Source organism: Gelidibacter japonicus (assembly GCF_010725055.1).
Lineage (GTDB): Bacteria > Bacteroidota > Bacteroidia > Flavobacteriales > Flavobacteriaceae > Gelidibacter > Gelidibacter japonicus.
This window is the reverse complement of record NZ_BJKB01000005.1, coordinates 114,075-140,937: the sequence shown is the minus strand read 5'-3', so window position 1 is coordinate 140,937 and position 26,863 is coordinate 114,075. Positions and strand designations below refer to the sequence as shown.

Below are 26,863 nucleotides of genomic sequence, written 5' to 3'. Positions count from 1 at the left end.
ATGAAAATTAAAAACAATTTAGTATTAGCATTATCATTGCTCGTTTTGTCATTCTCTTGTAGTAGTGATGATGATAACCATCAACAAGAACCACAGGGCGCTTATGAAGATGGCATGTTGATTACAAACGAAGGAAATTTTGGCCAAGGTAATGGCTCTGTAACTTATGTATCGGACGACTTTTCTTATACTGAACAAAAGGTGTTTTTCAATGTAAACGGTACGTTGTTAGGAGATACTGCTCAAAGTATTGGCTTTTATGATGATTTGGCTTACATCGTGGTCAATAATTCGCAAAAGATTGAAGTGGTCAATCGATATACGTTTCAATCGGTAGCAACCATAGATTCAGGATTAAGCAATCCGCGATATATCACTTTTTTATCGGGAAAGGGCTATGTCACCAACTGGGGCGATGGGTCAAATCCGGAAGATGACTTCGTTGCGGTTATCAATTTAGAAACCAATACCGTATCCAGCACAATTCCAGTAGAAGAAGGTCCTGAAAGAATTGTTACAAACGGAACATCTATTTATGTAGCACACCAAGGTGGCTATGGACAAAATAATATTATATCAGTCATTAAACCCAACTCTGATGAGGTAGAAACGATTACTGTTGGCGATGTGCCTAATTCAATGGTTTTTGATAACCAAGGATCCTTATATGTGTTATCTGGAGGAATTCCAGCGTGGACAGAAAATGAAACAGGCGGTCAATTGGATGTTATCAACACGAGCTCTAACACCGTTTCAGCAACTTTTGGGTTTGACGATAATGAGCACCCATCTAATTTGACTTACGGAGAATCGCTTTATTATACTCTAAATGGAGGAGTTTATAAGTTAGCAGTTGGAAGCGAAGAGTTGCCAACAACACCAGAAATTGAAGTTGTCAATTTTAATTATATGGCCATTCATAATAATGTCTTGTACGGTGTAGACGCAGGTGACTATACTTCAAATGGGACGCTACAAAGTTTTGATTTAGAAACTAATGCACTAAAACACTCGAAAGAAGTGGGAATTATTCCAAGCGGAATTTATTTTAACGATTAATCATAATTTCAATCCTATATTCAATAAAAAAAGCCGCTATTTCAGCGGCTTTTTTTATTGGTTTATGGTTTTATCTCAGATTTTGAAATGCTGGCAGATGGTCCAGGATATCGATATACATTTCATTATCTAACAATTTCGTATCAACATGATCTTTTAAAGGAATCAGATTCTGATCAACCGTTGGAAATGGTCGTCCACTTCCGGTAATGTTAGCTATTGCTTTTGCCAGAAATGGTTCGCTGGCATCACCCAAAATACCAAGATTGTTCACGGCTTCTCTCATCCTAAATTGCTCCATATCACTCAAAAATCCGTTAGGAGGTACGCGCTCATCATCTTTATTAACAGAAACGGCCACTAAGGGTTGAATGGCGTATTTATGGCTTGGATTTGCGTTTTGTTTGGAAAAGTTGTCCGAGTCATATAAGGTCACCGAAGCTTGGGATTTCCCTGTAGTTCTATCCCCAATTTGAATCACATCAATATATGCAGACAGGCCGTTGATAATCAACTCACTGGCAGAAGCTGTTCTGCTTGTTGTCAAAACATAGACTTTATCTAGATTAAGGGAATTAATGGTGCCAACGCCGCCAGGTGCACTGCTCTTGAATGTGTATGAGGTGTTTTCTGATTGCAAATTTTCATTCCAAACAAGCTTGGAAAAAACCTGACCATTAAATTGACCGGTGATCATACTTGCCAAAAGCGATGCGGTATTGACTGATCCACCACCATTGTATCTTAAATCTAAAACCAAATGTTGAACGCCTTCAGTTTTAAATTCCCCAAAAGCTTCATTTAACTGAGGATCAAAATTACTAGTAAAACTAGTGTACATTAAATATCCAATTTTCGAACCATTGATGTCCAGTACTTTGGTGGTATGTACAGGATTCTCGGTATAAGGTTTTTTGGTCAATGTAGCGGTCTCAGATGTTGATTCCAAGAAATCATCATCGGGAGTAGATGTACCGTTGTCGTTGTAGGTGGCAAAATTTAATGTGTAAGTTTCTTGATTTAAGAGCGTATTAAAGTTGTCCACAGTCATTGGAACTCCATCTATCGCATTAAAAACCTGTCCACGTTTCAGGCCAGCGGCACTTGCTTCGCTGTCGTTCAACACCAATCTAATAACTCCGAACACCTTACTGTTGCTGCCTGGCTGATAATAGTAATTGGACTCTAGACCATTGCTTTTAAATACTCCCTGAAATTGCTGCTCCAAAGCAACATAGTCGGATGTTATAAAACTAAAACGATCAACGACTTCTCTTTGATAAATTAAACTTTCGAAAAACTCTTCAGGTACGGAATATCCGTTTATATAATTTGTATAAGCTTCATCGGTAGCAAACCGATTGTCTGCTAAATTTGGAATATCTGCCTTATAGAGATAAGCAAAGTTCATAGCTGTCCAGATAAAATCATTGATTTCATTCTTGACGACTGCTGGAGGCGGGACTTCATCATCCTTATCTTTAGAACAGCTCACGTTTAAGCTAAATACAACCAGGGCAAAAAGGGCAAATTTTAAAATTTTCATGGGACTTTTTTTTATTATCAATTAATTGGTCGGTAATTTAACTCGAAATTTACTTACATTATTGTAAAATCAAAAATATTTGTAACAAAACTGAAAGTCTTTCGTCGTAAGAATAGAAACAGGTTTAACTCATCTGTTATAAAACTAACCATAATGACACAAAGTGATTTTGTAAAATTGGTACTGCCTTTTAAGGATAAAGTCTATAGACTTGCCAAACGGCTTTTGGTCTCTAAAGAGGAAGCTGAAGATGCCACGCAAGAGATCTTAATAAGATTATGGAACAACAATGAGAAAATCGAAGATTATAAAAATGTGGAAGCTTATTCAATGACCATGGCCAAGAATTTGTGTTTGGACCGATTAAAATCAAAACAGGCGCAGAACTTAAAAATTGTCCACAGCAATTATCAGGATCATAACGTCTCTTTGCAAAAGCAAGTGGAACTCAATGATAGTGTGGACTGGGTTTCTAAGATTATGGAGGAGTTGCCAGAACAGCAAAAGATAATTGTGCAGCTCAGAGATATCGAAGAGTATGATTTTGATGAGATTGCAAAGGTTTTGGAAATGAATGAAACAGCAGTAAGAGTTGCCTTATCGAGGGCAAGAAAAACAATACGAGAAAAATTGACTAAAAAACACAGCTATGGGCTTAATTAATATAGAACAACTTTTAGAAAAATACGATAATGCTGAAACAAGTTTAGCTGAAGAAGCAGAAATAAGAGCTTTTTTTGCCGAAGAAGATGTGCCAGAACATTTAGAGTCTTATAAGCTCTTGTTTCAATACGTTTCGCATGCAAAAGAAGAACAGTTTACCAAAGACGTTCCATTACTCCCAAAAGCGGTCGGGACTAAACGTACAAAAGTGTACCAGTGGATTTCAGTCGCAGCCGTAGCGGTTCTTATGTTGGGTGCTTATTTTCAAGTGAGCCAAATGAATCAGAAAACAACTTTGGATGATTTGAGCCACGAGCAATTAATGGCATACAACCAAACCATGGAGGTCTTTAACTTAGTGTCTTCTAAACTCAATAAAGGTTCGAACAATTTAGGAGCTTTAACTTTAGTGTCCTCCAAGTTGAACGAAGGTGCTGAAAACCTGATCCATATTAAAGAATTTAACAAAGCAACAAACAGAATAATTAAAAACAAGTAACCTGATTAAATAAAGAAATTATGAGAAATTTAAAAAACCTTCGCATATATCTCCAAAAGAAGAGAGACGTGAGCAAAAAAGCAGTTGTTTTATTGGCCATTTTAATTGCGCCAATGCTATCCTTTGGACAGAGCTTTTTTGATAAATATGAATCCATGAAGGGCGTGACGTCCGGAGTGATCAGTCAAAAAATGTTTAAAATGATTGCCACTATTGATGTGGATCTTGATGATCCGGAAGCCCAAGGCTTTTTGGATATGGTCAAAAAAATCCAGAGTATCAAAGTACTAAGTACTGGCGATTCAAATATTTCTTCAAGTTTATCGGCCGATACCGAGAAGTATATTAGCAGCTCAAAATTGGATGAATTGATGCGTTTTAAAGATGGTGGCCAAACGGTAAAGTTTTACGTCAAGGAAGGACGTGATGAAAACCATGTCAAAGAGCTATTAATGTTTATTAGTGGATTGAAAGAATTGACCAAAGACGCCAACATTGAAATCAATGGTGAAAAGAGAGAGATTGAAACGATCTTGGTCTCCATTATTGGTGATGTAGATTTGAGAGAGATATCCAAAATCACGAGTAAAATGAATGTTCCTGGCGGAGAGCATCTTGAAAAGGCCGGAAAAGGTAAAAAACAATAATTATGAAATCATTAATCAAAAATCTAACAGGAATGATCCTCTTGGTCGCAACGCTTTACAGTTGCGATCAAGGGCCATCATTACAACGTTATTACGTTGACAATCAGGAGCAGCCCAACTTTCTTTCGATAGATGTACCTTTAAGTATGTTGAACCTTGATAAGGAACAGTTGACCCAAGACCAAAAGGACGCTTATAAATCCATCCAAAAATTGAATATGTTGGCTTATAAAGTTACCCCTGACAATACGATGCAATATGCAGAGGAAATGGCAAAAGTGAAAACTATTTTAGACAATCCTAAATACGAAGAGCTGATGCGTGGGGGTAATCCTGAAGATGGGACCTTCAGCATCAAGATTTTGGGCGATGAGGATGATGTTGAGGAGTTCATCCTATTTGGAAATATCGATAACAGGGGGTTTGCCATTGTAAGGATCTTGGGAAATGACATGAACCCAAATAAAATCATGACTTTGGCATCTGCATTGGACAAAGCAAATATTAGCGATTCACAACTCAGTCAGTTTACTGAGTTTTTCAAATAACCAGTAATCAAGACCCTCAGAAACGGTACGGGCAAGCAAACCTATGCTATGAGGAAGGAACAAAAAATTGTCTTTTTAATCAAGGCAAGTTAGGGTATTTAAACCCACTGCTGGAAAACAATGTGTTTTCAATATTGAAAATCACCCAGGAACGATTAAGGTTCTGGGTGATTTTCGTTTTCATATAATCTAATAAACATATAGAGCACAAGAAAAATGAAAGTTCCGAACAATAAAAACTTCACTATAAAGTAATCGAGCACGTCAAAAATACCGGCAATTAAAAAACCAATGCCAACAGCTCCTGAAAGAATGCGTCCGATAAAGTCAATTTGGTTCATCTTTAAATACCTGTGTAATTGCTTGGTGTGATTTGTTTCAATTCTGTTTTGATGGCCTCTGATACCTCTAAAGTATTAATGAAATCCGAAATTGATTTTTGATCAATTTTGGTATTGGTCCGGGTCAATCCCTTTAATGCTTCATAAGGGTTGGGATAGGCCTCTCTTCTTAAAATCGTTTGGATGGCTTCTGCAACAACGGCCCAATTATTTTCAAGGTCTTCCTGGAATTTCGGTTCATTCAACACCAATTTGCCCAATCCTGTCATCGTGCTCTTCAATCCAATTAATGTATGTCCGAAAGGAACACCGACGTTTCTCAATACGGTGCTATCTGTTAAATCTCGCTGTAAACGTGATATAGGTAATTTTGCCGACAAATGTTCAAATATGGCATTGGCGATTCCTAGATTACCTTCGCTATTTTCAAAATCGATAGGGTTGACTTTGTGTGGCATGGCACTACTGCCAACTTCGCCTTCTTTTATTTTTTGTTTAAAATAATCCATAGACACATAAGCCCACATATCTCTGTCTAAATCTATGAGGATAGTATTGATGCGCTTTAAATTATCAAATAACGCTGCCATATGGTCATAATGTTCAATCTGTGTAGTAGGGAAGGAGTGTTGTAAACCTAATTTCCCTTGAACAAATTGTGTTCCAAATGCTTTCCAATCAATAGTAGGATAAGCCACTTTATGTGCATTGAAATTTCCTGTAGCTCCACCAAATTTTGCGGCACTCGGGATGTCATTCAATAAATTGAACTGCTCCTCCAAACGCACTACAAATACCTCAATTTCTTTTCCTAAACGTGTTGGCGATGCCGGTTGCCCGTGCGTACGCGCTAACATTGGAATGTTTGCCCATTCTTTAGAAAGCTCTTTTAGCTTTTTGATCACCTTCAGATATTCTGGGACGTAAACATCGTTCATGGCCTCCTTTATACTTAGCGGAACTGCCGTGTTGTTGATATCCTGTGAAGTCAGGCCAAAATGGATAAATTCTTTGTACGCATGTAGATTTAGCGCATCAAATTTCTCTTTAATAAAATATTCAACCGCCTTAACATCGTGGTTGGTTACCTTTTCAATGGCTTTAATGGCAAGTGCATCTTCCGTCGAGAATTGTGTATAGATTGCTCTTAGATCGTCGAATTTGGAACTATCAAAATCTTTAAGTTGAGGCAACGGTATTTCGCATAAGGCAATAAAATAATCGATTTCAACCTGAACCCTATATTTAATGAGTGCTTCTTCTGAAAAATAATTGGCTAAGCTATTGACTTTGTTTCTATATCTTCCATCAATGGGAGAAATAGCGTTTAAAGATGATAATGACATTGGTTGCGTTATTTTGTTGAGTTAAAAAGAAGTTGCAAAGATAGTAAAGAAAGTTAGAAGTTAGGAGCAGGAAGCTCGAAGTATGTTTGATTATAAGTTTTATGAAATGTTTTTATTACCATATAATATTTACTTGCTTGTTCCGCTGGGAAGGCCAATCCGTATTCCAATTATGTGGGTTTGTCAAGAGATTGTAGATTTGAAATCGGATTTTATGTCGTTTTGACATTTTCAAACGGGACTAAACCCTGAGCTTAGTCTGTGTGTTTTTAACTTCAGGATTGCTTTATCTTCTTTAAAATATGCCGCGCTCGAGCCTTGAAACCCGAACTTTGCATTTGAAAATCACGTTCCAGAATGACTGCCAATTCGGGATGGATCCATTCAAATTCTTGTCCTAAAAAATAGAGGGTATTCATAGAATAGGCTTTTGGTGCAATTTTTTCATCATTGATCATCCAATCAAAACAGGCTTCAATGATTCTTTCCTTATGAGTGCTGGTCAAAGTGTTCTGAAAGATATTCTGATAGTTTGAGTAATAGGCTTTAGTCAGATATTCGCAAACTTTTGCGACTGGTCTGACGGCTGGATCGAGATGTACGCTATGAATGTTTTCTGTAAATTGATCTAAATGCGGAATGATGGTTTCGAGATTTTCACTGCATATAAATTCAAAAACCCACGCTGCTTTGCAGGAAATTTTATCGTCTACCATAAAGAGAATATTCAATAAGACTGGGATCAATTCAGGTTGTGAGAGGATTAAATTAGCATACTTTAACCGTTTGGCGCGCGAATGGTCCACATGGTTTAATTCGGCGTAAAGTTGCTCGGTAGTCACTCGTTTTTATTATTTTTAAGCCTAAAATTAATCAAAATGAAAAATTTAAAAAAGATACTTTTGATATTATTGGTGCTATTTGCTGTGGCGCAATTTTTTGGGCCTGAAAAAAATCAAGGGGAAGTGTCATCATTTGAATCTTTTTTAGAAGACACCAATCCACCTGAAGATGTAGTATATATCCTTAAAGAAACTTGTTTTGATTGCCATAGTTCTGTTACCCGATATCCATGGTATGATAAGATTACACCTGTTAACTACTGGTTGGCAGACCATATTGCTGAAGGGAAGAAGGAATTTAATATTTCTGCATGGGACGACTATTCTACCAAGAAGAAAGATCATAAATTTAAGGAACTCATTGAACTGGTCGAAAAGAAAGAAATGCCATTAAAATCTTACACTTATGCACATCCTGAAGCCAAATTGACCGATACGCAAATAGCCGCAATTATGGATTGGGGTAAAAAAGTGAGATTCAAATATAGTTTAGAGCCAAAACCACAATAAACACCCTAAAGTCAAATATATCAAATTCCAAATTCCAGTTGATTGAAGTTTCATTGGGGTTTGGAATTTAAGTGTTTGGAATTTAAATCTGAAATACCTCCATGAAAAACAAATTACTCATCATCGGTCATGTATGGCCAGAACCCAAAAGTTCTGCGGCCGGGAGCAGGATGATGCAACTTATTGAAGCTTTTCAAAAAGAGGATTACGAAATCATTTTTGCGAGTGCCTGTGCCAAAAGCGACAATGCTTTTGACTTGTCGGCAATTGGCATAGTTCAAGCCAATATAGAGATGAACCAGTCTAGTTTTGATCATTTTGTAAAAAGCTTTAATCCAGATGTTGTGCTTTTTGATCGATTTATGACCGAGGAACAATTTGGTTGGCGTGTGGTGGAGCACTGTCCAGAAGCATTGAGAATCCTTGATACTGAAGATTTGCACTCTTTGAGAAAAGGGAGACAGCAAGCTTTTAAGGACGGAAAGACGTTTGATGCATCTTATCTTTTTAATGATTTTGCAAAACGTGAGATGGCAAGTATTTACCGTTGTGATTTATCATTGATCATTTCGGAAGTGGAAATGGATATCTTGAACAATGAATTTAAGATCCCTGACAACTTACTCATTTATCTGCCATTTCAACTCGATGCAGTTGCTGCTCAGGAGATTTCTGGACTTCCTGAATTCGATAATCGTAAACATTTTATAAGCATCGGTAACTTTTTGCACGAGCCGAATTATAATTCCATCTTGTATCTGAAGGAAACTGTTTGGCCTTTGATCAGAGAGAAACTTCCCAATATTGAATTGCATATTTATGGGGCCTACGCCTCGCAAAAGGTGAACCAGTTACATGATGTCAAGAATGGGTTTTTGATCAAAGGTTTTGCATCGGATGTTAATGAAGTCATGGCAAACTCCAGAGTATGTTTAGCACCACTGCGTTTTGGTGCAGGACTAAAAGGCAAGTTGGTTGATGCCATGAAAAATGGGACGCCTTGTATGATGACTACAATTGCTGCCGAAGGCATGTATGGAACCTTGGAGCCAAATGGATATATTGAAGACGCACCAGAATTATTCGCAGAAGCTGCAGTTTTGCTTTATCAAAACAAATCTATTTGGAAGGAAAGGCAGTGCAATGGTTTTAAGGTTCTCAACGAACGGTTCAATAAGATAATCTTTCACGATCGATTGTTTTCTACGATTATAGACACCATTAAGCATTTGCAAAAACATCGTGATAATAACTTCACCGGGCAAATGTTACTACACCATATCCTTCAATCTACAAAATATATGAGCAAGTGGATTGAAGAGAAAAATGGCCGAAGTTAAAATCAAAAGGGCAGGTTTTATATGACTTAGAAGGTTTTTATCAACGTTTCTCCAAAATATAGTCCGCAAAAAGTTGTTGTGAATCGGTCAATCGATCGCTAATTTTTAGTGAAGACCCATCTAAAATCCCATTCAAAATAAGGTCGTTATATTTTCTGCTGGTTTCCATGTGGATTTTTTCGCCCTTTTTAAACGTAAACGCCTTGTCTAAACTTTTTATCGAAACGATTTGATCTTTGGTACTTACCAGAAAGCTTCTGGCAATGCCTTCTTCTTCATTGTATTCCGGTTGATGCTCAAAGGTGTCAATATCAAAATCGGCACCCAACTCTTTGTTAATTCGCGTTAATAAATTGAGATTAAAGCGTTTGGTGATGCCTTGGGCGTCATTATAAGCGGGCAAAACAACAGATTTCGGTTTTATCAAGTCCACGCCCAATACTACCTTATCACCAGTTTTTAGATTATCATCAAGTTTTTGAATAAACTCTTTGGCTCTTGCATCGGTTAGGTTTCCAATATTCGAACCTAAGAACAATACGATTATTGGGTGTGCCGAAGTTTTTAAATCGGCCAACACATTAAAATAATCGCCTTGCCTTGGATGGATCTGTATTCTTGGTAATTCATTGTTTACGGATGCCTTTAATTGTATGAGTGCATTTTCTGAAATATCAATGGGTGCATATTTAAAATTATAATTCTGATCATCCAAAGCTTTCAGTAGCTGTTTTGTTTTTGTACCATCACCGGCCCCTAGCTCTACAAGCTCAAAAAAGTTGTTGTTTTCGAGCTTAAGTGCTTTGATAAGTTGTTGATTTTGATTTTTGAAAATATCAAACTCGGCGTTGGTCAAATAATATTCTGGCATATTCATGATTTCAACAAATAGGGCATCACCAATTTCATCATAGAAATATTTGGACGGCAATGTTTTGTTTAAGGCACTCAAGCCAAGGTCGATGTCTTTTTGGAAGTTTTTGTTCATGTTTTATCTCGCGAGTCTGATTCCTGAAAATTGCCATTGGGCTTGAGGGTGGAAGAAATTCCTATAGGTGTGTCGGCTATGGTTTGGCGCCGTGGCGCTGGAAGCACCTCTCAAAACCATTTGATTGATCATAAATTTGCCGTTGTATTCACCAACGGCCCCTTCAGCTGTTTTGAATTTTGGATACGGTAGATAGGCGCTATTGGTCCATTCCCAATGGCTTCCCCAATTAAGCTGTTTTGAAGCAACTTCCCATTCAAATTCTGTTGGCAATCGACAACCTTTCCATTGGGCAAATGCCGACGCTTCATAAAATGAAATATGGGTTAATATGGCATTTTTGTCTATGGTTTCTAAACCTGATAGTGTGTAATGGTGCCATTGGTTATTCACCTTCTTCCAATATAAAGGATATCCTATCTTATTGTCATTGATCCAAAACCAACCTTCATCCAGCCAATATTCAGGTTTTTTATAACCATCATCATCTATAAAGGCCATAAAATCACCATAGGTTACGAGTCCGCTAGAGATTTCATACGGCTCCAGAAACACGCGATGCACGCCCAACTCATTGTCAAAACAAAAATCGTTGCTGTCATGGCCAATGGTATAAATGCCTTCATCAATTGTTAACCACTCCTCTGTATTGTTAAAATGTGACACATAATTTTTCTCGTAGAGTTTTGGGTACAGAGGATTGAATGATAGGGTATATTTGATGTCTGAAACCAATAATTCCTGATGTTGCTGTTCGTGGTTGATTCCTAAAATGGTCAGGGATATGATGTCTTCATCAGAGGTCGATTCCAATAATTCAATCATCGCTTTATCGACATAGGCCCTAAAGTCATAAATTGTTTCAATTTTTGGACGTGTTAACAACCCTCTATTGTTTCTTTCAATCCGTTCACCAATACTGTTGTAATAACTGTTGAATAAAAAGCCGAAATCTTTATTAAAAACCTTATAATCTGGCACGTGATTTTTTAAAATCATTTCTTCGAAAAACCAGGTGACATGGGCAATATGCCACTTTGGAGGACTTGAGAAAATGGCAGATTGTGGAGTGTAGTCTTCCACCTGTAAAGGCTTACAAAGAGCTACAGTTTGTTGGCGGGTTTCAATGTATTTTTTAGTGAGTGTATTCATGGCTTTGATAAAGATACTGAGGATTTTATGGTTTTGAAATAAAAATATGAAATGGGAACACTTTTCTCGCAATAGAGTTACATTTTATAGGTGGTTGAAAACTATAATTCCTTACACTTTTTTTGATTTATTAACTACGACAGTTACCAAAATAAAGTATAGTTTTGCAGCGTTAAAATTGAACCTATGATTTCAGTCGATAATTTGGCAGTAGAATTTGGCGGAACCACTTTGTTTAGTGAGGTGTCCTTCACTATTAATGAAAATGACAAAATAGCCCTAATGGGCAAAAATGGCGCTGGTAAATCCACAATGATGAAGATTATTGCTGGTGAGCAAAAACCGAGTAGAGGACATGTACGTTTCCCGAAAGATGCCATTATCGCCTATTTACCCCAGCATTTACTCACTGAAGATGCCTGTACGGTTTTTGAGGAGGCTTCCAAAGCTTTTGCCCATGTGTTTGAAATGCGTGATGAAATGGAGCGGTTGAACACAGCCTTAGAAACCAGAACAGATTATGACTCTGACGATTACATGAAGATAATTCAGAAGGTATCGGATTTAGGTGAAAAATATTATGCTCTGGAAGATGTCAATTATGATGCTGAAGTTGAAAAAGCATTGATCGGATTAGGTTTTAAACGAGCCGATTTCACAAGAATGACCAGCGAGTTTAGTGGGGGATTCCGAATGCGAATTGAATTGGCTAAAATCCTGTTGCAAAAACCGGATCTTATCCTTCTGGATGAACCTACCAACCATATCGATATTGAATCGGTGATCTGGCTTGAGGATTTTTTGATCAACAAGGCCAATGCCGTAATGGTGATTTCGCATGACAAAGCTTTTATTGACAATATCACCAATAGGACAATTGAAGTTACCATGGGGCGTATTTACGATTATAAAGCCAATTATTCCCACTATTTACAATTGCGAGAAGAACGTCGGGCACACCAAATTAAGGCCTATCAAGAACAACAACGATTTATCGCCGATAATATGGCCTTTATTGAGCGATTTAAAGGCACTTACTCTAAAACTAATCAAGTGAATTCCAGAGAACGGATGTTAGAAAAGTTGGAGATCATTGAAGTTGACGATATAGATACATCGGCTTTGAAATTACGGTTTCCGCCGGCACAACGCTCAGGCGATTATCCAGTAACGGTAAAGGATCTGTCAAAATCTTATGGCGATCATATCGTATTCAAAAATGCCAACATGTCAATCTCAAGAGGGGAAAAGGTTTCTTTTGTAGGACGAAATGGTGAAGGGAAGTCCACGATGATCAAAGCCATTATGGGTGAAATTGATGTGGAAGGAAAGTGTCATTTGGGCCACAATGTTAAGGTAGGCTATTTTGCACAAAACCAAGCATCCCTATTGGATGAAGGCTTAACTATTTTTCAAACGGTAGATGAAGTTGCTGAAGGTGATATTAGAACCCAGATCAAGAATATTCTCGGTCGGTTTATGTTTAAAGGCGATGATATTGACAAAAAAGTAAGCGTGCTTTCTGGTGGAGAAAAAACAAGATTGGCCATGGTAAAACTCTTGTTGGAGCCAGTCAACTTGTTGATCCTGGACGAACCTACCAATCACTTGGATTTAAAATCAAAGGACGTGTTAAAAGAAGCGCTTTTGGACTTTGACGGCACCTTGATATTGGTCTCTCACGACCGGGATTTTTTGCGAGGCCTATCTCAAAAGGTATTCGAATTTAAAGACCAACGAGTCATTGAACATTTTGAAACCATTGACGATTTCTTGGTTAGAAATAGAATTGAGAACCTAAAGGAAATTGATCTAAAAAACTAATATCTCCCGCGATACAGTTATATAATCTTCTCATTGCGCACAGTTGTTCATGAATTTTTAATTAGATTTTGAACTATAATTCCACAACAATATCCATATTTTAGAGAATTATTTTGAACAAGAATGCCTATGAGAAAAGCTATAAAATTCTTAATTGGTAAATTAAGAACCTTTTTAAGAGAAAAACTTCACCAGTACGATGTCACTCTTCCATATATTATCACGGTCGTAATTGCGCTTATCGTTGTAGTGGGAGGAATCAATTTATTTGTTGAGCTCACTGAGACCTTAAAATCAGATTTACTGGCAGATTATGATCAGAGAATTACGGAATTTGTGATTTCCCACCGTACACCTGCGCTTACCAAATACTTTATATTTGTGACCCATGTTGGTGATATCTATGGTTATGCCATCGTTTTGGGAATCTTTACCCTATTGTCCATAGTTGTCTATAAGCGTTGGAAATATGCGGTACAAATTGTTTTGGTCTTGGCACTTTCAGCCATATCCAATTTGATTTTAAAGCGGTTTGTGGACCGGGCAAGACCGGGAATTGAGCATATGGTATCTGTAGAAACATTGAGCTATCCCAGTGGACATGCCATGAGTGCCATGGCGTTTTATGGCTTTTTAATGTATCTATTCTACCGGTTCAAAATCAGTGTCTTTTTGAAAGTTCCAATCATCATACTCTTGGGGATGCTGATTCTGAGTATAGGAATTAGTCGTATTTATCTGGGTGTACACTTTCCCTCCGATATTGCTGGTGGCTATATTGCAGGTTTTATATGGGTGATTTTTTGTATTCTTATTTTTGATCTTATTGAAGTCTTTAGAAGAGACCCAAGGACACCAACTGTTTAAATTCCATCTCCTCGTTTGAGTAAGTTGTTGATCTTTTTATTATAGCATTGAGTAGTATTGAGCGAAAGGAAGATCGTCTTTATTGGAATTGCTTTGGTTAACGTCGCTGCAATATTTTTTTTGTGTGATGAAAACAGATGAGATAGTTTGAGTTTTAATTTGTTGAAACTATCTTTGTTATTCTTCTAAAGCATTGGATTATGGAACACTCACACACCTTGACCCAAGACCAATCTGATGGGCTCATCAGGATTTTAAAAACTCGTTTTGAAACCAATCGAAATCGTCATCCTAATTTAAAATGGACTGCAATTGAAGAGCGTTTAAGAAAACAACCTCACAAACTATGGTCACTCAATGAGATGGAACGAACTGGGGGTGAACCTGATGTTATGGAACGGAATGACTTGGCTGATAAGATCGTTTTTTACGATTTTTCAGAAGAAAGTCCAAAAGGAAGAAGAAGCTTATGTTATGACCGCGAAGCCTTGGAATCAAGAAAAAACCATCCGCCAAAAGCATCAGCGGTTGATATGGCTCATCAGATGGGTATCGAACTTTTGACAGAGGACGACTACCACAGATTGCAAAAATTTGGTCCTTTCGACTTAAAAACATCAAGTTGGTTAAAAACACCTTCAGACATTCGTAAAGTGGATGGCTCTATTTTTGGCGATTATAGATTTGGCCGCGTTTTTATATATCATAATGGTGCGCAATCATACTATGCGGGTCGGGGATTTAGGGGTTTGCTTAAAATTTAGTGCGCGGAATTCCTCTAAAATATCTAAAACAACAATGTGCATTCTATTTTAATTCCTATTTTTAGGGTCCTAAGAATTAAATGAGGTTTTAAATTGTTTAAAAAGCACCTGCTGTCCTGTTTTACGTTTCTGTTATTTTGTATTCAAATGAATTGGTGCCAAAATGGTCCACCCATTATTGATTCCATTGGAGATCAAGTTTACTGTCCATTGACTCAAATTCCAGTGGTGACATCCTTTGATATTACTGATCCTGACAATCCTGGCATCTCGGAATTGTACATTCAAATATCGACGGGATATGTCATTAATCAGGATACATTGATTTTGACCGGTTCGCATCCCAACCTAACGGCTTCATGGAATAATACGGAAGGTAAACTCACACTTTCAGGCATCGGCAATGCACTCATACCTTATCCTGATCTTATAAACGCTGTCTTGAACGTCGTGTTTGAAAGTAATTCACCGTCAATTTCCGGCGATCGGTATTTTTCGTTTACCATAGGCAATGCAAACTATTTGCCTTCAACAGGACATTATTATGAATTTATTTCATTTGTAGGTATTACTTGGAAAGAGGCTGTCGTTGCAGCATCCAACCGAAATTATTACGGCCTGCAAGGCTATTTGGCCACCATTGGCTCTCCAGAAGAAGCGCAATTGGCGGGAGAACAGGCCTCAGGTGCAGGATGGATAGGAGGTACCGATGAGGAAGTAGAGGGCGTTTGGAAATGGGCCACTGGTCCTGAAGCCGGAACCGTATTTTGGAACGGTGGACCCAATGGTTCATCACCTCCAGGCCAATATGCCAATTGGAATAGGGGGGAACCAAATAATTTGGATGGAGAGGATTATGCGCATATTACAGCGCCGGGAGTAGGAATACGCGGTTCCTGGAATGATTTGAGCAATACGGGCAGTGTCAGTGGAGACTTTCAGCCTAAGGGTTATATTGTTGAATATGGAGGAATGCCCGGGGATCCGGTGATTGATATTTCGGGCAGTACCAAGATTTCGATAAATACCACTCTCCAAGCCATCAATCTGCCTTCATCAGTTCGTACTTTTATGGAATGCGATTCTGATGCAGATGGTGATGCTGCGAATGGGTTTACAGAGTTTGATCTATATTCCTATATGCCTGCTTTGCTCAATGGGAGTTCTGTATCAGAATTTGATTTCAATTTTTATACTGATCCCAATTATTCGAATCTTATTCCTGATCCTTCTAACTTTACTAACACCATTCAAAATGGTCAGATTATTTATGTCCGAATCTTTAATTATACCTTCGGCGCCTGTTCCATTGACACCTCAATTGGGATAAGCGTTGGTGAATTGCCATTAGTACCTGCTGAAATTACGTATAGAAATTGTGATGAAGACGGAATTGCTGACGGGTTGACGAACTTTAATTTGAATGAGATTGATGTGCTTTTGAATATAAATAACGCTTCTGGGTTAGTCATTAGTTATCATCTGACAGAACAAGATGCCAATGAAAATCTACTGCCTTTAGACCGCTTGCCCTTTAATAACGCGATGGCCTCAACCATCTATGCACGTGTTGAAAATGCTGATGGTTGTTATGTGGTTTCGACTATTCACCTACAGGTGTCCACAACCTCCTTTCCGACAAATTATTTGCAAGAATTGGAGGTTTGTGATAATGATGGGGTTAACGATGGTTTTCATACCTTCGATTTGAGCGAGAATGAAGATGAGTTTTTGGCACAATTCCCAACAGGTCAAAATTTAAGTGTCCATTATTATCTCAGTTTCGAGGATGCACAATTGAATCAAAACGAAATTCCAAACACATCCTCATTTACCAATACTCAGCCATTTTTCCAACATATCTACGTGAGGGTTCAAAGTGCGGATAATGGCGATTGTTTTGGCGTTGGACCACATTTGCAATTAACTGTATACCCATTGCCAGAATTCAGCATTTATCAAATGGGAGGCCTATGTCTAAATGGAGAACCGGCGGTTTTGGCAATTGAAAATCCGACAGGAAACTTTAATTATACCTGGATCAACGAAGCCAACGACATTATCAGTACAGGAACCACGGCAACCGTTTCAACTGGAGGCACTTATACGGTTTTTGCCAGCTCAATCTATAATTGCGAATCTGCGCCTGTAACATTCCGAGTTGACGCTTCAGAAACTGCACGATTTACTGATGAGAGTATTTCTATTTCCGATTTGTCCATGGCCAATAGCATTACTATTGATGCTAGTACTTTGGGTATTGGCGATTATGAATTTTCATTAGGAAGTAGTCAAGGTCCATATCAAGATTCGCCGATTTTCACAAACCTTAGTGCCGGAATTTACACACTTTATGCGAACGACAAAAACGGCTGTGGCATTGCTGAAATAGACGTGCCTGTGATGGGTTTTCCAAAGTACTTTACACCAAATAATGACGGTTATAATGACCGATGGAACATCAAAGGTTTTGAGGGACAGTTTTCAGCACAATCCTATATTGAAATTTATGATCGTTATGGTGTATTTCTTGCGAGGATCCAACCGAACGCATTAGGTTGGGACGGCACTTATAAGGGCAACCCATTACCTGCTACCGATTACTGGTTCGTGGCCCATTTTATAGACGGTATAGGTGAGAGGAAGAGTTTTAACGGGCATTTTAGCCTCATTCGATAAATCAATGACGTTGTAAACGGTTTATGTTTGAGTCGGTTCCGTGACTTCATGATCACGTTCCCAGCCTTCGTGTTGCAGGACAATTTTCTCAAAAGCAGTGCAGGCCCCATTGGCATCGAGTTCTGGTAAAGCTTGGTATTCGGACACCCAACAACGATAGACTCTATAAGACATCACAAGGCTGCCTTGCATATTGAAAAGATCAATTATGATATCTTTTTTGTTTTTAGCTAATGAAGTAGCGGCATCACCATCCAAATTAAATACTAAGTTAGCCCAATCTTCAAACGCAGTATCATGTGAAAGGCCCCGCTCCAAGGTAATTGGTTCAAAGGTTGTTATGCCAGGCGATAGCCTAAAGCTGCTCCGGTCGCCACCTTCCCGATGCTGTAATGGTGCAGTGGTGCGGGTTAACGGACTCACTTTTGTAATGGCAGCAATATACTGTCCATCCCATTTTACTCTAAATTTAAAGTTTTTGTAGGGATCAAAACGGTATTGGTTAACGCTAAACATGGCCATAGATGTATCATTTTAAAAATTAACACTCTAATTTACAATAAGTTGATAAACTATCCAAAATTGCTTTAATTCTTATTTTTTAATAATTCAAGAAGTTGTTTAACTCCTTTCGTTGCAGTTTCAGGAATTACTGTTAAATTTCCACGACTGTTCATTGCGGGTTTGGGATCTATAAAAAAGTTGGGTATCCCTTCAGGCACATAATGCATTAAGCTCGCTGCAGGATACACTTGCATTGAAGTTCCAATAATGATCAGTACATCTGCCGTGGCACAAATTTCCATGGCTGTTTCCATCATGGGAACCATTTCTCCAAACCACACAATATGCGGTCTTAATTGATGTCCCTCGGGACAGGTATCACCCAATTTAATATCGCCTTGGTGTTCAAAATAACTAAGTTCATCAATTACGTTTCTGACTTTTAGCAATTCGCCATGGAGGTGGATGACATTGGAACTTCCTGCTCTTTCATGTAAATCGTCTACATTTTGTGTGATGATGGAGACTTTATAATCCTTTTCGAGTGAGGCCAAATCATAATGTGCGGCGTTGGGATTTACAGTCAGCAACTGTCGTCTCCTCTGATTGTAAAAATCGAGAACCAACTCAGGATTGTCCTGAAAACCTTCTGGTGTTGCAACCTGCATCACATCATGGCCTTCCCATAGTCCATCAGCATCTCTAAAGGTTTTGATTCCGCTTTCGGCACTCATACCGGCGCCAGTGAGTACAACAATATGTTTCATATTTTAACTTTTAATGATCAAATTATTTTTTGCGCAATTTAAATGGTATTGATAAATCTGGATAAGCTTTCAAGATAGCAATAAATAGAAATCCTTAAAAAAAATATCAGCTCAAAACCAATGAACGCGCTATCTTTGTTTGTTATTTTGTCTAATATAACCTATTTCAATGATTGATCTCGAACTTTTAAAGTATTTAGAATCGCGGCTCACTCCAGAACGAAAGGCACGATTCGACAGTGTCATCTCAAATCGGACGAAACACTTTACGGTAGCTACGGAAGATGTTTACCAATTGCATAACACGAGTGCTGTATTCAGAAGTTGTGATGTTTTTGGTGTTCAAGAGGTGCATATTGTGGAAGAGCGCAATACCAAGCGTATCGATCGGGAAATTGCCATGGGCTCACAAAAGTGGGTGGATTTAAAGCGATTTCATTCGGTTAACGATTGCATCAATAGTTTAAGAGAAAGTGGCTATCAAATTGTGGCGACGACGCCACATAAAAACGATCAGCTTCTTTCGGATTTTGATATCCATAGGAAGTCTTGTTTTTTCTTTGGAATGGAGTCCAAGGGTTTATCGAAAGAGGTAATGGAGGCTGCAGATTGTTATCTGAAGATACCAATGGTCGGATTTACAGAAAGCTTAAATATTTCTGTTTCAGCAGCAATTATCTTACAGGATGTCACCAACAAGTTGCGACAATCTGATATTGACTGGAGATTGGCCGAACAGGAACAATTGGAAAAACGTATGGATTGGATATCAAAAACCTTGAAAAGTTATGATGCCATTGTAGCGCGGTACTATCAGAATAAAAAATCTACTTAGAGCGGCGTTGACTTCTACTCAGTATTTTGTATTCTTCATAACATTCGTTGATGGCATCTAATATTTGCAAGTCATTTGCTGTTTGGATAAACTCTCTGGAATAGTTGCACTGGCTCACAATTTCGTCAAGATCAATGCGGTCTACATCTAACAATACCATGAGCATTTCACGATCAAAACGAGACGCCAATAGGTTTCTGATCTCATCGTCCTTTTTCATTTGCTTTAACTTTTGCAACTCCCTGGGCTTCTTCCCAAACATATTATACAAAAAGTCCGCAGGATTGAAAAGAGCACCTAAGACCTTATTGACCGATCCGGTGTTGCCCGCTTCATATCCGGTTGTGGACAGTCCAGAAATACTATATCTGTAATTGGTTTTAACCGGCACTTGTTTAATATCAAGCTCCAAATAGCCCGTGAGGCGTAGCTGATTAACCACAACTTCCTCAAGCGCCAAAGCTAACTCTGTCATTTCAATTCTGGTTTCTCCAAATTTCAACCAGTCGTTGGTCACCCTAACTTTAATCGATTTATAACCCAAAAATGAAAAATGTAAGGTGTCATTTGCTGCTGCCCGTATTTCGAATTCCCCTAAACTGTCGGTTGAAGTGCCAATTACCTGATTTAAGTTGACAATATTTACGCTTTCCAATATATCGTTCGTGCTCGTGCTATAAACGACACCCTTAACGGTTGTCGGTTCTTGTGCCACAATCAATGTAGAAATGAAGAAAAAAGCAGTAAGTATTAGTAGGTGCCTCATTGGTTTATTTATGCGATAAAAATAAGAAACAAAACTCACAAACCTGTTGAAACATTAGAAAATTGATATAATATTAACTTTCAATAGTGGGGAAGTTCAGTGTTATGGGTTTAGAGTCCAGAGTTACAGACTTTGCTAATGCTGCTGACGGGCAGGTAGAGTTTGAGTTTTGAATTCCGATCATGTTGGAGTTCAGCCCACGACTATGCGGGAGTTATGAAGAACGAATGAAAACTTCGAGCATTCTGTAACTCGCTGATAAACTGGTGAAAAAAAGAAAAGAGGGCTTCAGGACGAAAACCTTGCTCTAATGATTTTTTATTCGTTTTTTTTATAAAACTCATGGAAATAAAAAAAACGAAGTGGAAAATGTAAACTTTCCACTTCGTTATCTTTAAGGTTTAAAATTGGTCTTGCCCGATATCGGTCATTGGTGACCTGCCATCATGCAACCCAAATGCTATCTTCTCGACTGTCTTGGTCTTGAAAAACTTGCTTCTCCTGATTTTTCTGCTAAACCACTACGTCTTTCACGTCTGTTCGGTCCTGAGCTATCTCCTGAACGTCTTGGTCTTGATACGTCTGAACTTCTTCTACCTGAAGATTTAAAGTCGCCTCCTGAACGTCTAGGCTTGAAATCGCCATCTGAGCGTCTGCCACCACCGCCAGAACGTCTTTTGTTTCTGCTGGTGCCTGCGCCTTGGTCCTGGCTAACCTCAACATTTACAAATCGGCCATTGTGCTTGTAGTCATTGAAAAAAGCCAATACCTTTTCTTGTAATCCTTTTTCGGTATTAAAGAAAGAGAAGCTATCCTTGACATCTACTTTAAAGACATCATCTCTTCCGAGTTCCAGAATTTCCTTTAAGAAATCCTTAAGGCTCATCCAATCGTAGCCATCTTTTTTACCAACATTGATAAAGAAACGTGAAGAATCGCCATTGCTGCTGAAACCACGATCAAAGTCTCTTCCAGAATCGCTATCACTACCGCGAGATTCAGGAACTGATAAGTTTTTCGTTTTATTGTAATAGTTAAAGAATCGCGTAAACTCCACCGAGAAGAATTTTTTGATTAATTCGTCTTTAGAGGTGTTTTCGAACAATTCGTTAATGCTGGTAAGGTACTTCTCAATCTCAGGATTGATTTCTGTCTTATGGATTTTATTGGCCAATGACATGAGTTGGACTTCGCAAATTTCCATTCCATCAGGAATGTCTTTTTTGACAAAACTTTTATTGATGATACGCTCAATGGTTTTAATCTTGCGCAGCTCACTTTTTGATACAATGACCATTGAAACTCCCGTCTTACCTGCTCGACCTGTTCTGCCTGAGCGGTGTGTATAGGTCTCAATCTCGTCTGGTAATTGGTAGTTGATAACATGGGTGATGTTGTCTACGTCAATTCCACGTGCGGCAACATCGGTAGCCACCAACATTTGGATTTGATTCTTACGAAAAGAATTCATGACCATATCACGTTGGTTCTGGCTTAAATCGCCGTGTAGGGCACCTGCACTATAACCATCTTCTATAAGTTGTTCTGCAACTTTTTGTGTATCGCGTTTGGTACGACAGAAAATGACTGAGAAAATATCTGGATGTGCGTCGGCCAAACGTTTTAAAGCCTGGTAACGATCGCGAGAATTTACTAAATAATATTCGTGTGATACCTGACTAGTGCTTTCATTTTTATTGCCAACAGTGATTTCTACTGGCGAATTCATGAATTTTTTGGCAATGTTTGAGACCTCTTTTGGCATGGTTGCCGAAAACAACCAAGTGTTTTTGTCTTTTGGGGAATGGGAAAGAATATCTGTGATATCCTCATAAAAACCCATGTTCAACATTTCATCGGCCTCGTCAAGTACGGCATATTCTATTTTAGAAATGTCCACCATATTACGGTTGATCATGTCTTTCATTCGGCCTGGAGTAGCCACAATAATTTGTGCACCTCTTTTAACTTCTCTTGCTTGTTCGCTAATGCTTGCACCACCATAGATAGCGGCTACATTAAAGCCTTTGCAGTATTTTCCGTAATTTTTTAATTCGTTGGTAATTTGCAAACAAAGTTCACGAGTTGGAGAGAGGATCAAGCCTTGGGTTGTTCTGCTCTCTATGTTGATTTTTTGCAACATTGGAAAACCAAAAGCAGCAGTTTTACCTGTTCCTGTTTGTGCTAAAGCCACTAAATCAGTGTCTTGTTCTAATAAAATTGGAATTGCTTTTGCTTGGACATCACTTGGAGTAATAAAACCAATGTCAGTAATAGCCCGTAATAGGTCATCATTAAGACCTAAATCTTGGAATGTGTTCATTCGATTTAATAAGTATTTGATTATGTTCTTTTGGTGTTACAACAGAAGCGAATCGACATACTAAACCTAAACCTCCAGTAACACATCCTCACCTTGAGGAAATTTTACAAGGTGCAAAGGTACAATTTAATTTATTACAATTCCTAATTGTTAAGCGATTGATTTGTAATAAATTATAAGGTGTTCAAAAATTTGACAAGCTGATTTATAGCAATTCCACGATGTCCAATGCGGTTTTTCTCTTCCAAAGAGAGTTCCGCGAAAGTTTTATGATAGCCCTCGGCCTTAAAGATTGGATCATATCCAAACCCGTTAGTACCACTCTTATTTTTGGTAATCTCCCCTTTGCAGATGCCTGTAAATTGGTGCTGATCGCCTTGAAGTTCCAATGCAATAACAGTTTTAAACTGTGCTTTTCTATTGGATGAATGCTTAAGGCTTTCAAGAAGTTTTTGGATATTGTCTTCTGAATTTCGCTGATCGCCGGCATATCGAGCAGAAAAGACACCTGGGGCGCCGTCAAGCGCGTCCACTTCCAAGCCGGTATCGTCGGCGAAACAATCGTAACCGTATTTTTCTTTGATATATGACGCTTTTTGGATGGCGTTGCCTTTAATAGTGTCTTGGGTTTCTGGTACATCTTCATAACATCCTATGTCTTCAAGTCTTAATAATGTGATGCTACTTGGAATTAAGCTCTGGACTTCATGGAGTTTGTTGGGATTGTTGGTGGCGAAAACAAGTTGCATGGCAGAATATTAATTGGCAAAATTACTGTAATAATTTTGATTTGTCCTAAGAGAAAAGAGGAAATAGAAAATAGAAATTAGAGGGTAGGGGGTAGAGGATAGAGGGTAGAAGGTAGAGGGTAGAGGGTAGAGGGTAGAGGGTAGAGAAAAGTTGGACAAAAGACGATAGAATAGAGATAAAAGGCCAAAAAAAATTAGTGATCGAAGATTGAAGATTTTTGAATAACGAATAACGAATAACGGTCAACTATAGTCAGGGATGTTCAAAAGTGATGAATGATTGAAGATTAAAAATTGTTGATTTTTGTTGAGTCTTGAACCTTGAACTTTGAATCCTGGCAAAATGGAGCAACTTTAAGCTTATTTTATGATGTTTGTCAGCTTTTCTTCCTTTTTAAACCCGTAAATTAGTCACATAACCTAAAAACAATAACTATGACAATTAACATTCAATTCGTAAATTTAGATTATAGCGTATCACTTGCTGAACATACTACTAAAAAATTAAATAAAATGGCTGAAAAATATGATTGGCTCATCAGTGCCGATGTGTTTTTCAAAGAAGAAGGTACCAATCCTGAAAAAGGAAAGATTTGCAATATTAAATTGAGTCTACCAGGACCGCAAATATTTGCTACTTCTGATGAGAAAAATTTTGAAATGGCCGTAAAAGAAACAATCAACGATTTGGTAATACAACTGAAAAAGAGAAAACAGACGTTTATGGCGCATTAGAAGTAGGTATGATGGATTAGTGGTGAGAGGAGTAAGTTCAGAGTTATGAGTTATGAGTTAAACATTAAATTTTGAATTTTAACTTTTTCTTCAACAAGAAACAAGAAACAAGAAACAAGAAACAAGAAACAAGAAACTACCTGTTACCGATGATGATAAGGTTCATTCCGTAAAATGGTAAAGGCACGATACAATTGTTCAATCATGAACAAACGGATCATTTGATGGGAAAATGTCATTTTAGACAATGATATTTTCCCATTTGCTTTATGATAGACATCTTGCGAAAATCCGTACGGTCCACCAATGACAAATACCAATTGTTTGATACCCGAGTTCATGTGTTTTTGTAGGTATTCGGAAAAGGCGACGGAATCGTATTGTTTTCCATTTTCATCCAATAAGATGAGAATATCGGTGTTGCTAAGCTTGGCCAATATCAGCTCGCCTTCTTTTTGCTTTTGCAGTTCTTCGCTTAAATTCTTGACTTTTTTAAGATCGGGAATGATCTCGAATTCAAATTTAATATAGAATCCCAAGCGTTTTTGGTAGTCGTCAATGAGCATCTGCAATTGCGGATTGTCGGTTTTACCAATGGCTAAAAGTTTTATTTGCATGGCGTAAATTTACAAATTTGTAGCGATATGGAATTTCAGTTTTGGAATTTGAGTATTTCAATTTTCAATTAGTATTTTTACATTAAATATTCCTAAAATGATTTCACAAGAACAATTCAATATAGAGATAGAAGGCATCATTGCTAATGCTGTTAGAGAAGATGTTGGAGATGGCGATCACAGCTCTCTGGCCTGCATCCCTGCTTCAGCACAGGGCAAAGCAAAGCTTTTGGTCAAAGATGACGGCGTTATTGCGGGTGTTGCTTTCGCAAAACGTGTCTTTGAGTATATCGATAACAACTTAAAAGTAGAAACCTTGATTGACGACGGGGCTGAAGTGAAGTATGGCGACATTGTGTTTTATGTTGAGGGCGCATCACAATCCATTCTTAAAGCAGAACGATTGGTTTTAAATGCGATGCAACGGATGAGTGCGATTGCAACAAAAACTAAGACTTTCGTAGATTTGTTGGAGGGTACAGGAGCCAAAATACTGGATACTCGAAAAACAACACCGGGGATCAGAGCACTCGAAAAATGGGCGGTTAAAATTGGAGGCGGCGAAAATCATCGGTTTGCCTTATATGACATGATCATGTTGAAAGATAATCACATCGATTTTGCAGGCGGTATTACGAAAGCCATTACCAAGACAAAAGCCTATCTAAATGAAAATAATTTAGACTTAAAAATTATTGTGGAAGCTAGAAACCTCGATGAAATAAAGGAAATTCTCGAAAATGATGGTGTTTACAGGATTCTGATTGATAATTTTAATTATGCCGACACCAAGAAGGCCGTTGCCCTGATAGGGGATCAATGCTTAACCGAATCTTCCGGAGGGATCAATGAGGATACAGCAAGAGAATATGCTTTATGCGGCGTGGATTATATATCTTCTGGAGCTTTGACGCATTCGGTATATAATATGGACTTGAGTTTAAAAGCCGTTTAAATGTCTGAACAAACAGATGATAATATTGAGAATGAAATCGAGGACAAACTCGAAAAAATCCCTGTTTTAAAATATTTCATCAAACTCCTAAAAAAAATAAAACTACCTGCTTTAGAGGGGCTGACCTTGTATTATTTTCTGAGACTTTATGGTAAGGGGATTATTAAAGGAGCGGTAACCAGCCGGGCGAGTGCCATTGCTTTTAGCTTTTTTACAGCCATATTTCCTTTTCTATTGTTCATTATTATCCTTATTCCTTATATTCCCGTGGCAGGTTTTGAATATGAGTTTAAGGGTTTTCTGAATTCTGTTTTGCCACCTCAGACTTCTGATTTCTTTTTCGACAATATTTTTCAGAATATATATACTAAAGCAAGTGGCGGATTGATTTCAACAGTATTTTTATTGTCCATTGTTTTAATGGCGAACGGGATCAGTGCTCTTTTTTCGGGATTTGAAAGTTCATACCATCAGCAACTGACACGCAGCGTGGTAAAACAATATTTATATTCGATGTTTGTGGCGCTTATTTTGGTTTTTTTGCTGATCATTACCATTGCGGTGATAGGCTATTTTCAAATTTATGTCATCCAAAAGGTACTATACTATATGGATAGGCAGGGTTACGAAACCTATGAGGAGGGCTTGCTTATGGTAGCCGCAGCCAAATATATATTTTTCGTGATTATGGTCTATATCGCTACGGCCACTTTGTATTATTTTGGCACCAGAGAAGGTAAGAATTCGAAGTTCTTTTCAGCTGGGGCTTTGTTGACAACCATCTTGATTATTGTGTTTTCCTATTTATTTGGAATCTATGTCACTTATTTCTCAACTTATAATGAGTTGTATGGTTCGATTGGCGCCCTATTGATTTTGTTATTTTATCTTTGGCTGAACTCCAATATTCTATTATTGGGATTTGAGTTGAATGCTACCATAAGGTTATTAAAGAAATTTAATCGTCAAAAACAAATTGCCGAAGAACAATCCTAAT

General features: G+C 38.0%; 27 protein-coding genes. 15 read left to right on the top strand and 12 right to left on the bottom strand.

Features of this window, described 5'->3' with window-relative positions; genetic code table 11:
* Positions 1–1,059, top strand: coding sequence for a YncE family protein (locus G6N06_RS07165; RefSeq protein ID WP_163515386.1), 1,059 nt, complete (start codon positions 1–3; stop codon positions 1,057–1,059).
* Positions 1,060–1,129: 70 nt separating this feature from the next.
* Here G6N06_RS07165 and G6N06_RS07160 read toward each other — a convergent pair whose 3' ends face one another.
* A complete protein-coding gene (locus G6N06_RS07160) occupies positions 1,130–2,605 on the bottom strand; it encodes a GFO_1087 family putative carboxy terminal peptidase (RefSeq protein WP_163515385.1) in 1,476 nt (491 codons plus the stop codon).
* Between the two features lie 153 nt (positions 2,606–2,758).
* Here G6N06_RS07160 and G6N06_RS07155 point away from each other — a divergent pair, with 153 nt between their 5' ends.
* From G6N06_RS07155 to G6N06_RS07140, 4 genes are read left to right on the top strand one after another with little or no spacing between them, the layout of a single operon-like run.
* On the top strand, positions 2,759–3,268 hold the full coding sequence (locus tag G6N06_RS07155) for a GFO_1088 family ECF-type sigma factor (RefSeq protein ID WP_163515384.1): 510 nt from the start codon (positions 2,759–2,761) through the stop codon (positions 3,266–3,268).
* Positions 3,255–3,767, top strand: a complete 513-nt coding sequence (locus tag G6N06_RS07150; RefSeq protein ID WP_163515383.1) for a PG0215 family putative anti-sigma factor — start codon at positions 3,255–3,257, stop codon at positions 3,765–3,767. The genes G6N06_RS07155 and G6N06_RS07150 overlap by 14 nt, the downstream gene beginning before the upstream one ends.
* A gap of 20 nt (positions 3,768–3,787) precedes the next feature.
* Positions 3,788–4,414, top strand: a complete 627-nt coding sequence (locus G6N06_RS07145; protein ID WP_163515382.1) for a GFO_1090 family protein — start codon at positions 3,788–3,790, stop codon at positions 4,412–4,414.
* A 2-nt stretch (positions 4,415–4,416) separates the two neighbouring features.
* Positions 4,417–4,962, top strand: coding sequence for a GFO_1091 family lipoprotein (locus G6N06_RS07140; RefSeq protein WP_163515381.1), 546 nt, complete (start codon positions 4,417–4,419; stop codon positions 4,960–4,962).
* 155 nt (positions 4,963–5,117) lie between these two features.
* Here G6N06_RS07140 and G6N06_RS07135 read toward each other — a convergent pair whose 3' ends face one another.
* The 3 genes from G6N06_RS07135 to G6N06_RS07125 all read right to left on the bottom strand — a co-directional run bounded on the left by G6N06_RS07135 (position 5,118) and on the right by G6N06_RS07125 (position 7,491).
* On the bottom strand, positions 5,118–5,303 hold the full coding sequence (locus G6N06_RS07135) for a hypothetical protein (RefSeq protein ID WP_163515380.1): 186 nt from the start codon (positions 5,301–5,303) through the stop codon (positions 5,118–5,120).
* 2 nt (positions 5,304–5,305) lie between these two features.
* The gene (purB, locus tag G6N06_RS07130; RefSeq protein WP_163515379.1) at positions 5,306–6,649 is read right to left on the bottom strand and encodes an adenylosuccinate lyase; all 1,344 of its coding nucleotides are present in this window, start codon (positions 6,647–6,649) and stop codon (positions 5,306–5,308) included.
* A 275-nt stretch (positions 6,650–6,924) separates the two neighbouring features.
* Positions 6,925–7,491, bottom strand: coding sequence for an adenylosuccinate lyase (locus G6N06_RS07125; RefSeq protein WP_163515378.1), 567 nt, complete (start codon positions 7,489–7,491; stop codon positions 6,925–6,927).
* 36 nt (positions 7,492–7,527) lie between these two features.
* Between G6N06_RS07125 and G6N06_RS07120 the strand changes: the two genes are divergently transcribed.
* Both G6N06_RS07120 and G6N06_RS07115 read left to right on the top strand, forming a co-directional pair.
* On the top strand, positions 7,528–8,001 hold the full coding sequence (locus G6N06_RS07120) for a heme-binding domain-containing protein (protein WP_163515377.1): 474 nt from the start codon (positions 7,528–7,530) through the stop codon (positions 7,999–8,001).
* 101 nt (positions 8,002–8,102) lie between these two features.
* Positions 8,103–9,341 carry a glycosyltransferase gene (locus G6N06_RS07115; protein ID WP_163515376.1) on the top strand — a complete coding sequence of 413 codons (1,239 nt, stop codon included), beginning with the start codon at positions 8,103–8,105 and terminating at the stop codon, positions 9,339–9,341.
* A gap of 40 nt (positions 9,342–9,381) precedes the next feature.
* Here the strand turns inward: G6N06_RS07115 and G6N06_RS07110 are convergent, their stop codons facing one another.
* Together G6N06_RS07110 and egtB are read right to left on the bottom strand one after the other, a co-directional pair.
* Positions 9,382–10,329 carry an L-histidine N(alpha)-methyltransferase gene (locus G6N06_RS07110; protein WP_163515375.1) on the bottom strand — a complete coding sequence of 316 codons (948 nt, stop codon included), beginning with the start codon at positions 10,327–10,329 and terminating at the stop codon, positions 9,382–9,384.
* Between the two features lie 3 nt (positions 10,330–10,332).
* Positions 10,333–11,481 (bottom strand): ergothioneine biosynthesis protein EgtB, encoded by a 1,149-nt coding sequence (gene egtB, locus G6N06_RS07105; protein ID WP_163515374.1) that lies wholly within the window; start codon positions 11,479–11,481, stop codon positions 10,333–10,335.
* A 186-nt stretch (positions 11,482–11,667) separates the two neighbouring features.
* Between egtB and G6N06_RS07100 the strand changes: the two genes are divergently transcribed.
* The 4 genes from G6N06_RS07100 to G6N06_RS07085 all read left to right on the top strand — a co-directional run bounded on the left by G6N06_RS07100 (position 11,668) and on the right by G6N06_RS07085 (position 17,615).
* Positions 11,668–13,305, top strand: a complete 1,638-nt coding sequence (locus tag G6N06_RS07100; RefSeq protein WP_163515373.1) for an ABC-F family ATP-binding cassette domain-containing protein — start codon at positions 11,668–11,670, stop codon at positions 13,303–13,305.
* A gap of 129 nt (positions 13,306–13,434) precedes the next feature.
* Positions 13,435–14,172, top strand: a complete 738-nt coding sequence (locus G6N06_RS07095) for a phosphatase PAP2 family protein (RefSeq protein WP_163515372.1) — start codon at positions 13,435–13,437, stop codon at positions 14,170–14,172.
* 200 nt (positions 14,173–14,372) lie between these two features.
* Positions 14,373–14,936 (top strand): DUF4256 domain-containing protein, encoded by a 564-nt coding sequence (locus tag G6N06_RS07090; RefSeq protein WP_163515371.1) that lies wholly within the window; start codon positions 14,373–14,375, stop codon positions 14,934–14,936.
* A 147-nt stretch (positions 14,937–15,083) separates the two neighbouring features.
* A complete protein-coding gene (locus tag G6N06_RS07085; protein ID WP_163515370.1) occupies positions 15,084–17,615 on the top strand; it encodes an FIDD domain-containing protein in 2,532 nt (843 codons plus the stop codon).
* A gap of 21 nt (positions 17,616–17,636) precedes the next feature.
* Here G6N06_RS07085 and G6N06_RS07080 read toward each other — a convergent pair whose 3' ends face one another.
* Entirely contained in the window at positions 17,637–18,137 is a 501-nt protein-coding gene (locus G6N06_RS07080; protein ID WP_163515369.1) for a phage tail protein, read from the bottom strand.
* Positions 18,138–18,202: 65 nt separating this feature from the next.
* Complete coding sequence (locus G6N06_RS07075; protein ID WP_163515368.1) at positions 18,203–18,886, bottom strand: SIR2 family NAD-dependent protein deacylase; 684 nt, start codon at positions 18,884–18,886, stop codon at positions 18,203–18,205.
* A 169-nt stretch (positions 18,887–19,055) separates the two neighbouring features.
* On the opposite strand from G6N06_RS07075, the gene G6N06_RS07070 reads away from it, so the two are divergent.
* On the top strand, positions 19,056–19,721 hold the full coding sequence (locus G6N06_RS07070) for a TrmH family RNA methyltransferase (protein WP_163515367.1): 666 nt from the start codon (positions 19,056–19,058) through the stop codon (positions 19,719–19,721).
* On the opposite strand, the gene G6N06_RS07065 is transcribed toward G6N06_RS07070, so the two are convergent.
* From G6N06_RS07065 to G6N06_RS07055, 3 genes are all read right to left on the bottom strand, one after another.
* A complete protein-coding gene (locus G6N06_RS07065) occupies positions 19,714–20,487 on the bottom strand; it encodes a carboxypeptidase-like regulatory domain-containing protein (protein ID WP_163515366.1) in 774 nt (257 codons plus the stop codon). The two genes, G6N06_RS07070 and G6N06_RS07065, sit on opposite strands and share 8 nt — an antisense overlap.
* Positions 20,488–20,947: 460 nt before the next feature.
* A complete protein-coding gene (locus G6N06_RS07060) occupies positions 20,948–22,810 on the bottom strand; it encodes a DEAD/DEAH box helicase (RefSeq protein WP_163515365.1) in 1,863 nt (620 codons plus the stop codon).
* Positions 22,811–22,983: 173 nt separating this feature from the next.
* Positions 22,984–23,559, bottom strand: coding sequence for a non-canonical purine NTP diphosphatase (locus G6N06_RS07055; RefSeq protein WP_163515364.1), 576 nt, complete (start codon positions 23,557–23,559; stop codon positions 22,984–22,986).
* 435 nt (positions 23,560–23,994) lie between these two features.
* On the opposite strand from G6N06_RS07055, the gene G6N06_RS07050 reads away from it, so the two are divergent.
* Positions 23,995–24,294 (top strand): HPF/RaiA family ribosome-associated protein, encoded by a 300-nt coding sequence (locus G6N06_RS07050; RefSeq protein ID WP_163515363.1) that lies wholly within the window; start codon positions 23,995–23,997, stop codon positions 24,292–24,294.
* Positions 24,295–24,437: 143 nt separating this feature from the next.
* Here the strand turns inward: G6N06_RS07050 and rlmH are convergent, their stop codons facing one another.
* Entirely contained in the window at positions 24,438–24,911 is a 474-nt protein-coding gene (gene rlmH, locus G6N06_RS07045; protein ID WP_163515362.1) for a 23S rRNA (pseudouridine(1915)-N(3))-methyltransferase RlmH, read from the bottom strand.
* 97 nt (positions 24,912–25,008) lie between these two features.
* Between rlmH and nadC the strand changes: the two genes are divergently transcribed.
* Together nadC and G6N06_RS07035 are read left to right on the top strand one after the other, a co-directional pair.
* The gene (gene nadC / locus G6N06_RS07040; RefSeq protein ID WP_163515361.1) at positions 25,009–25,866 is read left to right on the top strand and encodes a carboxylating nicotinate-nucleotide diphosphorylase; all 858 of its coding nucleotides are present in this window, start codon (positions 25,009–25,011) and stop codon (positions 25,864–25,866) included.
* Positions 25,867–26,862 (top strand): YihY/virulence factor BrkB family protein, encoded by a 996-nt coding sequence (locus G6N06_RS07035; protein WP_284046833.1) that lies wholly within the window; start codon positions 25,867–25,869, stop codon positions 26,860–26,862.
* Position 26,863 lies beyond the last annotated feature (1 nt).

Bases quoted from the DNA above. Each gene is read 5' to 3' on its own strand.
- egtB (WP_163515374.1), bottom strand. From the start codon at position 11,481: ATGAATACACTCACTAAAAAATACATTGAAACCCGCCAACAAACTGTA.
- G6N06_RS07090 (WP_163515371.1), top strand. From the start codon at position 14,373: ATGGAACACTCACACACCTTGACCCAAGACCAATCTGATGGGCTCATC.
- purB (WP_163515379.1), bottom strand. From the start codon at position 6,649: ATGTCATTATCATCTTTAAACGCTATTTCTCCCATTGATGGAAGATAT.
- G6N06_RS07055 (WP_163515364.1), bottom strand. From the start codon at position 23,559: ATGCAACTTGTTTTCGCCACCAACAATCCCAACAAACTCCATGAAGTC.
- G6N06_RS07110 (WP_163515375.1), bottom strand. From the start codon at position 10,329: ATGAACAAAAACTTCCAAAAAGACATCGACCTTGGCTTGAGTGCCTTA.
- G6N06_RS07135 (WP_163515380.1), bottom strand. From the start codon at position 5,303: ATGAACCAAATTGACTTTATCGGACGCATTCTTTCAGGAGCTGTTGGC.
- G6N06_RS07115 (WP_163515376.1), top strand. From the start codon at position 8,103: ATGAAAAACAAATTACTCATCATCGGTCATGTATGGCCAGAACCCAAA.
- G6N06_RS07075 (WP_163515368.1), bottom strand. From the start codon at position 18,886: ATGAAACATATTGTTGTACTCACTGGCGCCGGTATGAGTGCCGAAAGC.
- G6N06_RS07145 (WP_163515382.1), top strand. From the start codon at position 3,788: ATGAGAAATTTAAAAAACCTTCGCATATATCTCCAAAAGAAGAGAGAC.
- G6N06_RS07100 (WP_163515373.1), top strand. From the start codon at position 11,668: ATGATTTCAGTCGATAATTTGGCAGTAGAATTTGGCGGAACCACTTTG.
- rlmH (WP_163515362.1), bottom strand. From the start codon at position 24,911: ATGCAAATAAAACTTTTAGCCATTGGTAAAACCGACAATCCGCAATTG.
- G6N06_RS07080 (WP_163515369.1), bottom strand. From the start codon at position 18,137: ATGGCCATGTTTAGCGTTAACCAATACCGTTTTGATCCCTACAAAAAC.
- G6N06_RS07060 (WP_163515365.1), bottom strand. From the start codon at position 22,810: ATGAACACATTCCAAGATTTAGGTCTTAATGATGACCTATTACGGGCT.
- G6N06_RS07120 (WP_163515377.1), top strand. From the start codon at position 7,528: ATGAAAAATTTAAAAAAGATACTTTTGATATTATTGGTGCTATTTGCT.
- G6N06_RS07150 (WP_163515383.1), top strand. From the start codon at position 3,255: ATGGGCTTAATTAATATAGAACAACTTTTAGAAAAATACGATAATGCT.
- G6N06_RS07085 (WP_163515370.1), top strand. From the start codon at position 15,084: ATGAATTGGTGCCAAAATGGTCCACCCATTATTGATTCCATTGGAGAT.
- G6N06_RS07155 (WP_163515384.1), top strand. From the start codon at position 2,759: ATGACACAAAGTGATTTTGTAAAATTGGTACTGCCTTTTAAGGATAAA.
- G6N06_RS07140 (WP_163515381.1), top strand. From the start codon at position 4,417: ATGAAATCATTAATCAAAAATCTAACAGGAATGATCCTCTTGGTCGCA.
- G6N06_RS07050 (WP_163515363.1), top strand. From the start codon at position 23,995: ATGACAATTAACATTCAATTCGTAAATTTAGATTATAGCGTATCACTT.
- G6N06_RS07165 (WP_163515386.1), top strand. From the start codon at position 1: ATGAAAATTAAAAACAATTTAGTATTAGCATTATCATTGCTCGTTTTG.
- G6N06_RS07095 (WP_163515372.1), top strand. From the start codon at position 13,435: ATGAGAAAAGCTATAAAATTCTTAATTGGTAAATTAAGAACCTTTTTA.
- G6N06_RS07070 (WP_163515367.1), top strand. From the start codon at position 19,056: ATGATTGATCTCGAACTTTTAAAGTATTTAGAATCGCGGCTCACTCCA.
- G6N06_RS07035 (WP_284046833.1), top strand. From the start codon at position 25,867: ATGTCTGAACAAACAGATGATAATATTGAGAATGAAATCGAGGACAAA.
- G6N06_RS07160 (WP_163515385.1), bottom strand. From the start codon at position 2,605: ATGAAAATTTTAAAATTTGCCCTTTTTGCCCTGGTTGTATTTAGCTTA.
- G6N06_RS07065 (WP_163515366.1), bottom strand. From the start codon at position 20,487: ATGAGGCACCTACTAATACTTACTGCTTTTTTCTTCATTTCTACATTG.
- nadC (WP_163515361.1), top strand. From the start codon at position 25,009: ATGATTTCACAAGAACAATTCAATATAGAGATAGAAGGCATCATTGCT.